Source organism: Microbispora sp. KK1-11 (assembly GCF_006874435.1).
Taxonomy (GTDB): Bacteria; Actinomycetota; Actinomycetes; order Streptosporangiales; family Streptosporangiaceae; genus Microbispora; species Microbispora catharanthi.
The window spans coordinates 1-13,010 of sequence record NZ_VIRJ01000033.1 but is presented as its reverse complement, the minus strand read 5'-3'; the positions used below and the strand labels follow the sequence as shown (position 1 = coordinate 13,010).

At 71.6% G+C, this 13,010-nt stretch carries 14 protein-coding genes; 5 read left to right on the top strand and 9 right to left on the bottom strand.

Annotated features, from left to right (window positions below; genetic code table 11):
* Positions 1–19 precede the first annotated feature (19 nt).
* The 7 genes from FLW16_RS34740 to FLW16_RS34710 are packed head-to-tail and all read right to left on the bottom strand — an operon-like array spanning position 20 to position 5,229.
* The gene (locus tag FLW16_RS34740) at positions 20–721 is read right to left on the bottom strand and encodes a hypothetical protein (RefSeq protein WP_260615906.1); all 702 of its coding nucleotides are present in this window, start codon (positions 719–721) and stop codon (positions 20–22) included.
* Positions 714–998 (bottom strand): BMC domain-containing protein, encoded by a 285-nt coding sequence (locus FLW16_RS34735; protein ID WP_079317476.1) that lies wholly within the window; start codon positions 996–998, stop codon positions 714–716. The genes FLW16_RS34740 and FLW16_RS34735 overlap by 8 nt, the downstream gene beginning before the upstream one ends.
* A gap of 15 nt (positions 999–1,013) precedes the next feature.
* A complete protein-coding gene (locus FLW16_RS34730; protein ID WP_142564684.1) occupies positions 1,014–1,259 on the bottom strand; it encodes a EutN/CcmL family microcompartment protein in 246 nt (81 codons plus the stop codon).
* The gene (locus FLW16_RS34725) at positions 1,259–1,858 is read right to left on the bottom strand and encodes a hypothetical protein (RefSeq protein ID WP_142564682.1); all 600 of its coding nucleotides are present in this window, start codon (positions 1,856–1,858) and stop codon (positions 1,259–1,261) included. The genes FLW16_RS34730 and FLW16_RS34725 overlap by 1 nt, the downstream gene beginning before the upstream one ends.
* Positions 1,855–2,469 carry a BMC domain-containing protein gene (locus tag FLW16_RS34720; protein ID WP_079317482.1) on the bottom strand — a complete coding sequence of 205 codons (615 nt, stop codon included), beginning with the start codon at positions 2,467–2,469 and terminating at the stop codon, positions 1,855–1,857. Before FLW16_RS34720 ends, FLW16_RS34725 begins: the two co-directional genes overlap by 4 nt.
* Before the next feature lies 1 nt (position 2,470).
* Positions 2,471–3,964, bottom strand: a complete 1,494-nt coding sequence (locus FLW16_RS34715; RefSeq protein WP_221891426.1) for an aldehyde dehydrogenase family protein — start codon at positions 3,962–3,964, stop codon at positions 2,471–2,473.
* Positions 3,961–5,229 carry an aspartate aminotransferase family protein gene (locus FLW16_RS34710; protein ID WP_142564681.1) on the bottom strand — a complete coding sequence of 423 codons (1,269 nt, stop codon included), beginning with the start codon at positions 5,227–5,229 and terminating at the stop codon, positions 3,961–3,963. The genes FLW16_RS34715 and FLW16_RS34710 overlap by 4 nt, the downstream gene beginning before the upstream one ends.
* A gap of 223 nt (positions 5,230–5,452) precedes the next feature.
* Here FLW16_RS34710 and FLW16_RS34705 point away from each other — a divergent pair, with 223 nt between their 5' ends.
* From FLW16_RS34705 to FLW16_RS34690, 4 genes are all read left to right on the top strand, one after another.
* Positions 5,453–6,955, top strand: a complete 1,503-nt coding sequence (locus tag FLW16_RS34705) for an APC family permease (protein ID WP_221891425.1) — start codon at positions 5,453–5,455, stop codon at positions 6,953–6,955.
* Between the two features lie 8 nt (positions 6,956–6,963).
* On the top strand, positions 6,964–7,974 hold the full coding sequence (locus FLW16_RS34700; RefSeq protein ID WP_260615903.1) for an acetamidase/formamidase family protein: 1,011 nt from the start codon (positions 6,964–6,966) through the stop codon (positions 7,972–7,974).
* Positions 7,975–8,615: 641 nt separating this feature from the next.
* The gene (fusA, locus tag FLW16_RS34695) at positions 8,616–10,760 is read left to right on the top strand and encodes an elongation factor G (RefSeq protein WP_142564679.1); all 2,145 of its coding nucleotides are present in this window, start codon (positions 8,616–8,618) and stop codon (positions 10,758–10,760) included.
* A gap of 118 nt (positions 10,761–10,878) precedes the next feature.
* Positions 10,879–11,688 carry a S9 family peptidase gene (locus FLW16_RS34690; protein WP_142564677.1) on the top strand — a complete coding sequence of 270 codons (810 nt, stop codon included), beginning with the start codon at positions 10,879–10,881 and terminating at the stop codon, positions 11,686–11,688.
* Positions 11,689–11,691: 3 nt separating this feature from the next.
* Here the strand turns inward: FLW16_RS34690 and FLW16_RS34685 are convergent, their stop codons facing one another.
* Positions 11,692–12,243, bottom strand: a complete 552-nt coding sequence (locus FLW16_RS34685; RefSeq protein ID WP_142564675.1) for a hypothetical protein — start codon at positions 12,241–12,243, stop codon at positions 11,692–11,694.
* 151 nt (positions 12,244–12,394) lie between these two features.
* Between FLW16_RS34685 and FLW16_RS34680 the strand changes: the two genes are divergently transcribed.
* Positions 12,395–12,715, top strand: a complete 321-nt coding sequence (locus FLW16_RS34680; protein WP_142564673.1) for a hypothetical protein — start codon at positions 12,395–12,397, stop codon at positions 12,713–12,715.
* Between the two features lie 23 nt (positions 12,716–12,738).
* Here FLW16_RS34680 and FLW16_RS34675 read toward each other — a convergent pair.
* On the bottom strand, positions 12,739–13,010 hold a 272-nt coding region (locus tag FLW16_RS34675; RefSeq protein WP_396686887.1), incomplete at its 5' end, for a saccharopine dehydrogenase C-terminal domain-containing protein.

The following is a 13,010-nucleotide window of genomic DNA, read 5'->3' as shown; positions in this document are numbered from 1 at the left end:
CCCCCGCGCCCCCGGATTCCTAGTGGTCGCGGCCCTCGACGGACTCGAGGACGCGGACGATGGCGTCCCTGGCCGTACGCACCGAGGAGGAGCGGCCGCTGATGTAGAGGCGGCCGGCCGACCCGATCATCTGCACGTCCACCAGCGTGATGTCCGGCGCCGCCGCCTCGGCCTCGTTGGCCGCCACGGTCGCGAACAGAGCCGGGGTCATCTCGCAGACCAGCAGCGTCTCCCCTGGCAGGACCATCGAGGCCTGCCGGTTGCGGTTGATGAGCACCGCGTGCTGGTCCGTGATGTCCTCGATGACGTCGGTGTAGAGGATCCGGGGCCGCAGCTGGTCGCCCGCCGAGGCGCCGATGCCGTCGAGGATCGCCTGCCCGGCCCGCCGTACGTCGTCCAATGAGGAGCCGTGCACCTCCAGCACGCCGAACTGGCGCTCGACGAACAGGATGCCGGGCTCGACGGACGGCACGGCGCGCAGGGCGAGGTCGATGACCCGCTCGATCGCGAGGCCGGGGGCGACCTCCACGATCAGCGCGTGCTGCCCCTCGTACGGCGGGTAGCCCCTGGCCCGGGTGGGCGCGGCCATGGCCGCGGTGAACTGCCGCCGCAGGTTCTCCACCAGCAGGTAGACCCGCAGCTCGGCCGTACGCCGCTCCGCGGGGGCCGCCTTGGCGGCGGCACGCGCGCGGGAACGGGGGGCAGGGGCTGCGCTACTCACCGGTCGAGAGGTTGAACGCGCGGGCGAGGTCGGCGTGCGGGCGCGGGATGACGTGCACGGAGACCAGCTCGCCGACGTTCGAGGCGGTCTCCGCCCCGGCCTCGGTGGCGGCCTTGACCGCGCCGACGTCGCCGATGACCGTGACGGCCACCAGTCCCGACCCGACCTGCTCGCGTCCGACGATCGTGACGTTGGCCGCCTTGACCATGGCGTCGGCGGCGGCGAGCGCAGCCACGTAGCCCTTGGTCTCGATCAGGCCGATCGCGTTGTTGGCCATGTGCCTCTCCTTCGGTTAGACGGTTTCGTCGATGGAGCCGATGATCAGTGCGTCGATCGGCGGGGACTTCTCAGCGGGGAACCAGGAGGCGGCCACCGAGCCCTGCACGATCAGGACCCGCTCGCCGATGCCGCTGCCGAGCACGTCGAAGGCGATCAGCCGGGCTCCCCCGTCGAGTTCGACTTCGAGGAACGCGCCGGCCGGGACGCCCTCGACCCGCTTGGTGGACCACACGCTCGACGTGACGGTGCCGCGCAGCATCAGTCCTCCCTCTCCACGGCGAGCCCGCAGGCGCGGGCCCGCTCCCTCGCGAGCGGCGTGAGCACCGCGCGGCGGCCGAGGACCAGCCGGGCGCCCGCGGCGGCCGCCGCCGCCACGTGCCGCTCGGTGACGGCCCCCTTCTCGTGCCGCACGACCTCCTGGCGTACGGCCTCCTGGGCGGGCTGGGCGGCGGCAGAGGCGGAGGCGGGCGCGGCCAGGCGGAACCGGAGCCGTCCCGACCGCAGGGCGGCGGCGCGTGCCGGGTCCGCCGCGAGGTCGAGGACCCGCAGCGCGAACGCGTTGAGGTCGTCGTCGCCGACGATCACGACGGGTTCGGCCGCGGGCGTCCGGCCGGGGGTCTCGGCGGATGCACCGGGCACGTGTCCGGCCGGCGCGGTGGCCATGGACACGTGCCCGGCCCGTCCGCCGGTCGCGGACGCGTTTCCGGGTGTCCCCGGCCTGGCCGGCCCGGCCACAGATGGCGGGGGCGCAGTCGGCGGGGGCGCGGTCGGTCCGGTCGCGGCGGAGATCGCGGGGAGGAGGTCGCGCAGCACCTCGCGGACCAGCAGCCGCAGCTCGTCGGCCGGGAGCGCGGTCATCGCACCGCTCCCGCCCGGTCGCCCAGCACCTGGCGGGCGGCGTCGGCGGCCTGGCGCACGTCGGACTCGCGGCCGGACAGGTACACCCGGCCCGTCGCGCCCATCATGCGGTAGTCCACGACCTTGATCTCCGCGGCCTTCTCGGCCTCGTTCACCGCGAGGATCGCGTACGACGCGGGCTGGCATTCCAGGACGAACAGCGACTCGCCCGGCAGGGCCAGCGACCCGACGCGGTTGCGGTTGATGAGGAAGGCGTGCTGCCCGTCCAGGCTGGAGACGATCTCGGAGGCCAGGATGCGGGGCGCCACGGCGTCGGCGGCGCTCGCGCCGAGCGCGTCGAGCACGGCGTCGGCCGCCGCCCGCACCTCCCCGATCTGCCCATGGAACTCCAGGTAGCCGAACTGCCGCTCGACCACCAGCACGCCGGCCTTCACGTCGGCGTGCTTGAGCGCCACGTCGGTCAGCGGCTCGATGTCGAGCCCGGGGGCGATCTCGATGATCTGCGCGGCCTGGTTCAGCCGGGGCAGCGCGCCGCGCATCCAGGTGCCGAGGTAGCACATGGTCTGCGGCTGCAACTGGTCGATGAAGATGAAGGAACGCAGCTCGGCCATGTCACGACCTCACCAGCGACGCGAGCTCTTCGAGGATGAGCCGCCTGATCTCCTCGCGCAGCACGTCGGCCTGCGGGGCCGGGGCCGCCGGGGAGGCGGGAGCCGTACGCGCGTTGGACGGCTCGGGGTAGCGCGGCACCGGGCCGTCGGGCGGCGACCACGGATCGAGCCCGGCGAAGTCGCCGAACGGCGCGTCCACGTGGTAGGCGAGCTTCGTCCAGTTCACCAGGTTGCCCGGCTGGAGGTTCTCCCCCGCCGACGAGCCGCCGACGTAGCCGGTGCCGATCGTCATGGAGATCGGCAGGTTCGTGTGGACGCCGGAGCCGCCCAGGCTGTTGCCGGAGTTGACCGAGACCCGCAGCACCGGCACGGCCGCGCCGTACTCCATGATCGTGCGGGAGTCGGTGCTGTGGATCGCGGCCGAGTGGCCGGCGCCGCTGATGCGCAGCACGGCCCTGGCCGCGTCGATCCCGGCCCGCGCGGACGGCACGCGCAGCAGGGCGAGCACCGGGCAGAGCTTCTCGTGCGCCAGCGGCTCCTCCGGCATGGGCCGGTCGATCGGCGTGAGCAGCACGCGGGTGCCGGGCGGCACCCGTACGCCGGCCTGCTGGGCGATCCAGGTCGCGTCCTTGCCGACGAACCGGGTGTCGAACCGGCCGCCGGGGAAGACCGCCTCGCGCACCCGGTCGCGGTCGGCGGGCGACAGCAGGTGAGCGCCGCGCATCAGCGAGACGAGCCGGTCGGCGACCGCGTCCTCCGCGATGAGCACCGACTCGTTGGTGCACAGGATCGAGTTGTCGAACGCCTTGCTGTCCACGATCAGCCGCGCGGTCGACTCCAGGTCGGCGGTGCGGTCGACGAACACGGGGACGTTGCCGGGGCCGACGCCGAGCGCGGGGTTGCCCGAGCGGTAGGCGGCCCTGACGACCGGGGTGCCGCCGGTGGCGACGATCACGTCGACCCTGGGGTCGGCCATCATCGACTCGATCAGCGGCAGTTTGGGCTCCTCGACGACCTGGATCACGCCGTCCGGCGCACCGGCCTCGGCCGCCGCGGCGGCGAGCGTCCGCGCGGCGTCGGCGCAGCACTCCTTCGCCATCGGGTGGGGGCTGATGACGATCGCGTTCCTGGTCATCAGCGCCAGAAGGATCTTGAAGTAGACGGTGGCGACCGGGTTCGTCGAGGGGGTCAGCGCGAACACCACCCCTGCCGGCCGGGGGATCGAGACGATCTTCTGGGCCGCGTCCGTGCGCGGGGACACGTAGTCGTGGCCGGCGTACTCCTCGACCAGGCCGGTGGAGCAGGCGACGTTCTTGAGCGCCTTGTGCTCGGCGACGCCGAAGCCCGTCTCGCGCACGGCCCACTCGGCGTAGCGGGTCGCGTTCTCCGCGCCGGCCCTGGCCACCGCGGCGACGATGCGGTCCACGCTCGCCTTGTCGTACCGGGCGAAGGCCCGGGCGGCCCAGCGTGCCCGCTCCAGCATCCCGGACGTCACTTTCCAGCCTCCTTCGCGGCCCGTGCGATCGCGACGGCCGTACGGTCGAGCAACTCCTCGGTGAGCACGGGATCGATGAGGATGCCCGGCTTGTACTGCAGGACCCGGGGGTCGAGGGTGGAGAAGATGGCCCAGACACCGTTGTCGTAGAGCTGCCGCATGACGAACTTGGCACCCTCGGGGTGGTCGAACTCCAGGCCGAAGATCAGGCCGTTCTGCCGGATGCCGGTGAACCAGCCCGGGTTGTCGTCCCTGATCCGCTCCAGTCCGCGGCCGATGACGTCGGACGCGTGGTGGACGATCGAGCGGGTCTCCGGCCGGTTGCAGATCTCCAGCGTCTTCATGGCGGCGAAGCAGCCGAGCTCGCCGCCGCCGAACGTCGCCATGTGGGCGAAGCCGTCCTCGGTCAGCCAGCCGGCGCAGCGCTCGCTGACCAGGACCGCCGCGATCGGGTAGAGGCCGCCGGAGATGCCCTTGCCGGTGACGAGGATGTCGGGCCTGATGCCGTGCTTGGTGATGCCCCACAGCTCGCCGGTCCGCATCAGGCCGGTCTGCACCTCGTCGGCGATGTAGAGCGCGTCGTAGGTCTCGCAGAGCCGCTTGACGCTCTCCAGGTAGCCGGGGTCGGGCAGCGGGAAGCCGTACGTCGCGGGGATCGTCTCCATGATGACGGCGGCCACGTCCCTGCCCCGCAGGGCCTCCTCCATGCCGGTCAGGTCGTTGAACGGCACGTGGACGAACTCCTCCGGCCGCTCCGACAGGAACAGCCGGGAGAAGCGCTCGTCGCCGGTGCCGACCGCGAGGCCGGTGTGGCCGTGGTACGCCTTGACGATGGAGACGATCTTGCGCTTGCCGGTCGCGTGCCTGGCCGTCTTGAGCGCGATGTCGATGGCCTCGCCGCCGCCGCTGGCGTAGATGACCTTGCTCAGCCCCTCGGGCCCGGTCGTGATCAGCGCCTCGGCCAGCGCGGTGCGGGCGAGCGAGGGGAAGTGGTGGTTGCCGATGTCGAAGTGGTCCATCGCCTGCTTCAGCGCGGCCACGACCTCCGGGTTGCGGTGCCCCAGGTTGTAGGTGCCCCCGTTGAGGTGGACGTCGATCAGGCGCTTACCGGAGACGTCGTAGAGGAAGTAGCCCTCTCTGCGGTCGATGACCAGCGGAACACCGGAGTCGATCCAGAACTGGGTCTTCCCCGGATTCCAGTACGCCGAGGACTTCTCGAGAACCTCGTCCTTGTCCGCATAGGTGAACAGCCCGTAGTCCAGCATCCCGGTCCCATCGGTCCGTGAATCGGTAGGACCAAATAAGACACCGGTCACACCTTAAACGTCAACGGTTCTCGTTGTGAGGACTACGAAACACCAAGGGTCTTGCCTGGACAAACCATGGAGTGGCACGATTTGCGCACCTTGTGTGACATGTCACACATCTCCCCCACCCCCACCATGGTCTCCCGGAGGCACTGCTTTGAGCACCTTTGAGACACAGGCGGTGACGACATCCGCCGAGACCCCGGGCGTCAGCCGGTTGCGCAAGGACGCCGTCGGACTGGTCGGCGTCATCTTCATGGCGGTCGCCACCGCCGCCCCCATCACCGCCATGACGGGCAACGTGCCCATCGCGCTCGGCTTCGGCAACGGCCTGGGGGCCCCGGCAGGCTACCTGTTCGCGACGATCGTGCTGACCGTCTTCTCGGTCGGCTACACCGCGATGGCCAAGCACATCACCGCGGCCGGGGCCTTCTACGGCTACATCTCCCACGGCCTCGGCCAGGTCGCCGGAATGGTCGCGGGGATGCTCGCGACGATGGCGTACGTCGTGTTCGAGGCCTCGATCATCGGGTTCTTCGCCTACCAGGCGAGCGACACCTTCAAGACCATGGGCGGGGTCGAGATCCACTGGCTGTGGTTCGCCTTCCTCGGCCTGGCGCTCAACGCGATCCTCACCTACTTCGACATCAACCTGACCGCCAAGGTCCTCGGCCTCTTCCTGGTCACCGAGATCTTCATGCTCGGCCTGACCGCGGTCGTGACCTTGTTCCACGGCGGCGGTCCCGACGGGCTGATGGCCTCCTCGATCAACCCGATCAACGCGTTCGCGACCAACGGCCTGGCCGCCGGCGCGGTCGGCCTCGGCCTGTTCATGTGCTTCTGGTCCTGGGTGGGCTTCGAGTCCACCGCCATGTACGGCGAGGAGTCGCGCGACCCCAAGCGCATCGTCCCCCGGGCCACGCTCGTCTCCGTCGTCGGCATCGGCCTGTTCTACACGTTCGTGTCGTGGATGGTGGTCGCGGCCAACGGCGTGAAGGCGCCGGAGCTCGCCGCCAAGGAGTTCGCCGGCATCTTCTTCAACCCCACGCAGGAGATGATCGGCACCTGGGCCGTCGACCTGTTCAAGATCCTGATCCTCACGGGGTCGTTCGCCTGCTCGATGGCGTTCCACAACTGCGCCTCGCGCTACCTCTACGCACTCGGCCGCGAGAACCTGTTCCCCGGCACCGCGAAGACCATCGGCGCCACCCACCCCAAGCACGGCTCGCCGCACATCGCCGGCTTCGTGCAGACCGGCATCTCGGTCGTGATCGTGCTGGCGTTCTTCTTCGCCGGGATGGACCCCTACATCCACATCTACACGCTGCTCGCCGTGCTCGGCACGCTGGCGATCCTCATCGTGCAGGCGATGTGCTCGTTCTCCGTCATCGGCTTCTTCCACGTGAAGAAGAAGCACCCGGAGACGAAGAGCTTCTGGCGCACGCTGCTCGCCCCGCTGGTCGGCGGCCTGGCCATGCTGTACGTCGTCTTCCTGCTGTTCCAGAACCAGGAGGCGGCGGCGGGCGACGCGTCCAACACCCTGTTCTTCAAGCTGATCCCCTACATCGTGCTCGCCTTCGCGGTGCTCGGCGGCGGCTTCGCCCTCTACCTCAGGGCCCGCAACCCGGTGAAGTACGAGATCATCGGCCGGATCGTCCTCGAGGACACGGTCGAGCGCGGCTGAAGGAGCACATGATGACGGTGTCGTACGACCTCGATCCCGACGCGGACCCGGCGGGCCTGACCTACACCTTCGGCGGCGCCGCGCCCGTGATGTCGATCAAACCGGGCACGGCCTTGTCCACCTGGACCCGCGACTGCTTCGCCGGCCGGGTCAGGTCGGCGAGCGACCGGGTCTCGGAGGTCTGCGACCCGCGGTTCATCAACCCCCAGACCGGCCCCTTCTACATCGAAGGGGCCGAGCCCGGCGACACCCTCGCCGTCCACTTCGTGTCGATCGAGCCGAGGGAGGCGCGCGGCGTCAGCACGACCGTGCCCTTCTTCGGCGCGCTCACCGGCACCGGCACCACCGCGCTGCTGCACGAGGCGCTGCCGGAGCGCACCTGGATCTACGAGATCGACAGGCAGGCCCGCCTCGTCCGCTACAGCGCACTGGAGTCGCCGTACGAGGTGGACCTGCCGCTCGACCCCATGCACGGCACGGTCGGCGTGGCGCCGGCCCTGGGCGAGGTGCGCAGCTCGCTCGCGCCGGGCGACTGGGGCGGGAACATGGACACCCCGGAGATGCGCGCCGGGACCACCTGCTACCTGGGCGTCAACGTCGAGGGCGCGCTGTTCTCCTTCGGCGACGGCCACGCGCGCCAGGGCGAGGGCGAGACCTGCGGGGTCGCGGTCGAGACGGCCATGGACACGGTCGTGATCGTCGACCTGATCAAGGGGATGCCCTGTCCCTGGCCCCGCCTGGAGAGCGACGACTTCATCATCACCACCGGCTCCGCGAAACCGCTGGAGGACGCGTTCCGCATCGCCCACGCGGAGCTGACGAAGTGGCTGGCCGCCGAGACCGGGCTGTCCACGCTCGACGCCTACCAGCTCGTCTCGCAGGCGGCGCTCACCCCGGTCGCCAACGTCGTGGACACGGTCTACACGATGACCGCCAAGCTGCCCAAGGCCGTGCTGAAGGGCGCTGCCCCCATGGGCGGGACGCACGCCCGGCTGCGCGCCATGGCGGCGTCACTGTGACCGGTCCCCAGAGGGGAAGCCTTCAGATGGGAGCGCGTCGCGTCGGATCGTTCGGTCCGACCAAAAGCGGCGACGCCGCCGTCATCTGACGCACCACGTTCCCGCTCGCCCTCGCCTGACCGCATGAGGCGAGGGCGAGGAAGGTACCCGTGCGGCGCGGAAAACCGCTTTCCGGCCCGGGGCGGCTTCCGTACACTCGCCACTGATCATGCGCGCCGCCACGGCGCGGCGCGCGCCTTGACCACGAGAGGGGAGTCGGCCATGCGCCAGCGCATCGCGGTCGTCGTCCTCCGGTCACGGCACGAGGTGATCCTGGTGTCTACGTCGCTCCCCGGTGCCCGCCGCGCGGCCGGCACCGGACGTTCCTGACGAACTCCGCACCCCTGACCGAGGCGGCGCGCACCGTGACCGCTGTGTAGGCCGTTTCGCGGCCGGTCTGTGGCCGCTCTGTGGCTGATAGGGAGCCGGACGTAGGCCCGCGCGCCGATTCCACGTGCCCCGCTCCGCAGGTCGCCCGCCGGTCTCCCCGGCGGTCCTGCCATCGCGTCGCCCGGGGCCGTCGCCCGGCCTGGATCCGGCCGGTGCTTCTCGTCAGGCCAATCGCGCCCGCCACCACAGGAACCTTCCCGAAGGGCATGGCCATGCGCGCCGACCTGAACCGCAATCACCTCGTCCCGCTGACCGGCATCCGCAACCTGGGCATCCTCGCCCATGTCGACGCGGGCAAGACCACCGTCACCGAACGGATCCTCTACCTCGCCGGCGCCGTCCACCGGCGCGGCGAGGTGCACGAGGGGACCACCGTCACCGATTTCGACCCCTTGGAGCGCGACCGCGGGATCACCATCTTCGCCGCGGCCGTGAGCTGCCTGTGGGACGGCCACCGGATCAATCTGATCGACACCCCGGGCCACGTGGACTTCTCCGACGAGGTGGAGCGGTCGCTGCGGGTGCTCGACGGCGCGGTCGCGGTGTTCGACGCCGTCGCCGGCGTGGAGCCGCAGAGCGAGTCGGTGTGGCGGCAGGCCGACCGGTACGGCGTGCCGCGCATCGCGTTCGTCAACAAGATGGACCGCGCCGGGGCCGATCTCGACACGGCGGTCGCGTCGATCCGCGAGCGGCTGCGGGTCACCCCGCTGGTCGTCCAGCTGCCCATCGGGCGCGAGGACGGATTCACCGGCGTGGTGGACCTGCTGCGGATGCGGTCGCTGGTGTGGGACGCCGGCCGTGACACGGTCACGGAGGGCCCGGTGCCGGAAGCGCTCGGGGACGAGGCCCGCCGACGCCGTCGCCTGCTGGAGGAGACGGTGGCCGAGCTCCATCCGGCGGCGCTGGAGGAGTTCTGCGCCCGGCCGGGGATCTCGACGCCGACCCTGACCGCTGCCCTGCGCGACCTGACCCTGCGCGGCGAGGCGGTGGTGGTGCTGTGCGGGTCGGCGTACCGCAACCGGGGTGTCGAGCCGCTGCTGGACGCCGTCGTGGCCTACCTGCCCGCACCGTCCGACATGCCGCCCGTACGCGCCGCGTGGGACGGGCCCGAACAGGAGCGGCCCGAGCAGGAGCCCCTCGTGCAGGAGCGGCCCGAGCAGGAGCCCCTCGTGCAGGAGCGGCCCGTGCAGGAGCGGCCCGCCGACCCGGCGGCACCGTTCGCCGCGCTGGTCTTCAAGGTGCACGCCGCCCCCACCGGACGGCTGACCTACCTGCGTGTGTACTCGGGGACGATCAGAAGGGGGGACGTCGTGCTGGACGCCGGCGCCCGGCGCACCGAACGGATCGGACGCATCCTGCGGGTGCAGGCCGACCGGCACACCGAGACGGACCGGGCCACGGCCGGGGACATCGTCGCGGTGGCCGGGGTCAAGGCGGCCCGCGCCGGAGCGACCCTCTGTGCTCCCCAGGCGCCGCTCGTGCTCGAACCGCCGGTCACGGCATCGCCGGTGGTCTCCGTGGCCGTCGAGCCACGCGGGAGCGGCGACGCCGACCGGCTCGCGACCGCGCTGGCCAGGTTGTCCGACGAGGACCCCTCGCTGTCGGTCCGCACCGATCCCGAGACCGGCCAGACCGTGCTGTCGGGGATGGGCGAGTTGCACCTGGAGGTCGCGGTGGAGAAGCTGCGCCGCGCCCACGGGCTCGACGTCGCCGTCGGGCGGCCCAGGGTGGCCTACCGGGAGACGGTCGTCCGCGGGGTGTCCGGGCTGCTGTACCGGCACGTCAAGCAGGACGGCGGCGCCGGGCAGTTCGCCCACGTCGTGCTCGACGTGGAGCCGCTCGAGCACGACGCCGGCTTCGTGTTCCGGTCCACGGTCACCGGCGGCCGGGTGCCGCGCGAATACGTCGGGGCGGTGGAGGCCGGCTGCCGGGACGCGCTCGCCGAGGGCCCGCTCGGGGGTCATCCGGTGACCGGCCTGCGGGTCACGCTGACCGACGGTGCGACCCACCCGAAGGACTCCTCGGAGATGGCGTTCCGCACGGCCGGGCGGCTCGCGCTGCGGGAGGCGCTGCGTGCCGGTGAGATGGCCCTGCTGGAACCGCTGGCCGAGGTCACGGTCACCGTGCCCGACGACGCCGTCGGCGGGGTGCTGGGCGACCTCGCGGCCAGACGCGGCCGGGTCACCGGTTCGGCGGCGCGATCGGGCACCGTCGTGGTCACCGCGACCGTGCCGCTGGCCGAGCTGTTCGGGTACGCGACCCGGCTGCGTGGCCGGACCCAGGGCAGGGGAGCCTTCACCAGCCGCCCCGCGGGCTACGCCCGTGTGACCGGTGCGGCCCCGGACCTGATGCGGTAGCACCTCGTCGCGGTCCCGCCCACGCCTCGGCGCGGGCGGGGCCGGGGCGTGTTGAGAGAGGCCGAGCGATCCCAGTAGCCTCTGATCGTACCGATCGGTTCGATCTCTGTGAGGACGGATGACCCCCGAGACACCCGCGACCAACGCCGCCGTGACGTTCGACAGCGACGGCGAGACCCTGCTGGGCGTCCTTCACTCGCCGGCGGGGCCGGGACCGCATCCGGTCGTCGTGCTGCTGCACGGCTTCCCCGGCCACGAGCGCAACTTCGACCTGGCCCAGTATCTGCGCCGAGCGGGGTATGCCGCCCTCGTCTTCCACTACCGCGGGTCCTGGGGCGTCGGCGGCTCCTGGTCGTGGGCCGGCGCACTGGAGGACGCCGCCCTCGTCGCGGCGGCCGTACGCGAGCCGGGTTTCGCCGCCGCGCACCGCCTCGACCCGGACCGGCTGGCGCTGATGGGGCACAGCTTCGGCGGCTTCGCCGCGCTGACGACCGCGGCGGCCGACCCGGGTGTCAGCGCGGTCGCGACGGTGTCGGCGTTCGACTTCGGCTCTGTCGCGGTCGCCTGCCGGGAGGACGCGGCACGGCGGGCGGCGTACGTCGAGGCGTTCGGCGACGACCTGCTTCCTTTGAAGGGGACCAGCGGCGCGGCGCTCGTGGACGAGATGATCGAGGCGGGCGAGGCGTGGAGCCTGTCCGCGCTCGCCCCGAAGCTCGCGGACCGGCCGGTCCTGCTCGTCGGCACGGCCGGGCGCGACACCGTCACCCCCGCCGCCGAGCACCACGATCCCGTGGCGGCCGCCTACACCGCTCATCCGGTGCCGCGCCTGGAGCACCGCGTGCTCGTCACCGACCACGCCCTTTCCGATCAGCGCCTCGAACTCGCCGAGACCGTCCGCGACTTCCTCGACCGGCACCTCGGCCGCTGATCGTCAGCAGAAGACGATGGCCGCGCCCGTCGCGATGGAGTGCCGGGCGGCGGCCATCACCTGCAGACAGGTGAACGACTCCACGCCGTACCGGTGCCGGCCCTCCGCACCCTCGGTGTCGGCCTCCACCGCCGCGCTCACCTCGTCACCCCAGGGGTCGAGGTCCTCCGGCAGCCCGAGCCGTGCGGCGATGCGCCGGCACTCCTCCAGCAACCGTTGCGACGAGCCGACCCATCCCCCGGTCATCTCCTTGTCGTAGAACACGGGCGCGAAGTCGACGGGCACGTAGAAGCCCTCGCAGTCGCTGTGGTGGACCAGATGGTCGTACGCGGAGCCTGCCTCGTGCTCGGAACCGATCATGCGGGCTCCCTCGTCGATTTCGACGCCGTAGCGGGGTCCCCGCGAATAGACGTCCTTCAGCAGCCGATCCTCGGCGGCCACCTCCGCCGGGGCCGGAGGAGGCAGCTCATCGCCCGCCAGGTCGTCCGGCTCTGATTCGTCCAACTCTGATTCGTCCAGATCGGCGAGCATGCCGACGACGATGTTGAGGCCCATGCGGCCTCATCCTGCCGAACGACTGCGACATTCCACGTGGGCCCGTTTCACCGGCAGCCTCGTGCGCGGGGAGCACGGGACAGCCCCTCGGGCCCGCTCTCGTGGCCTCCGGGTAAGCGCGGATCGCGCGCCTGCCTGATTATCGTGAATCGTGCCCGGACATCGCGCCCAGCGGCTCCTGCCCCGATCGAGGGTCCTGTGGTCTGTGGTCCCCGCCGTCCTCTTCCTGGGCGCCGCGGTCTTCTGGGTGCTCGCTCTTGTGGCGTGGGTGGAGCCGAAGCCGTTGTACGCCGTCTACACGCCCGAAGGGGTGGAACCGCCGTCGCAGTGGTATCAGCCCGGGCAGAGGTTCTGGGCCGGGGTGGCCTGTCTCCTGGCCGGGCTCGTCCTGAGCGTCGTCCTGGCCGCGGTGCGCCGGCGCGGCGAGGCACGAAGCCGCGCCCCGAGTCCGCCACCGCGACGGGGGCGGTGAGGACAGGAGCATGAACAAGCCGTCTACTGCTCCCGTAGGCCCCACGGGGTGCCGTACGCGGTGAGCAGGTCGAGGAACGGCCGGGGCGGCAGGGCTTCGGGGCCCAGGACGCCGGCCCCGGACCACACGCCGGCGGCCATCAGTTCGAGGGCCACGACCGGGTTGACCGCGGTCTGCCACACCACCGCCTGGGAGCCGTACTCGCGCATGGACCACTGGTTGTCGACCACGTGGTAGAGGTAGACCTCACGCGGGCTGCCGTCCTTGGTGCCCTTGACCCAGGTGCCGGCGCACG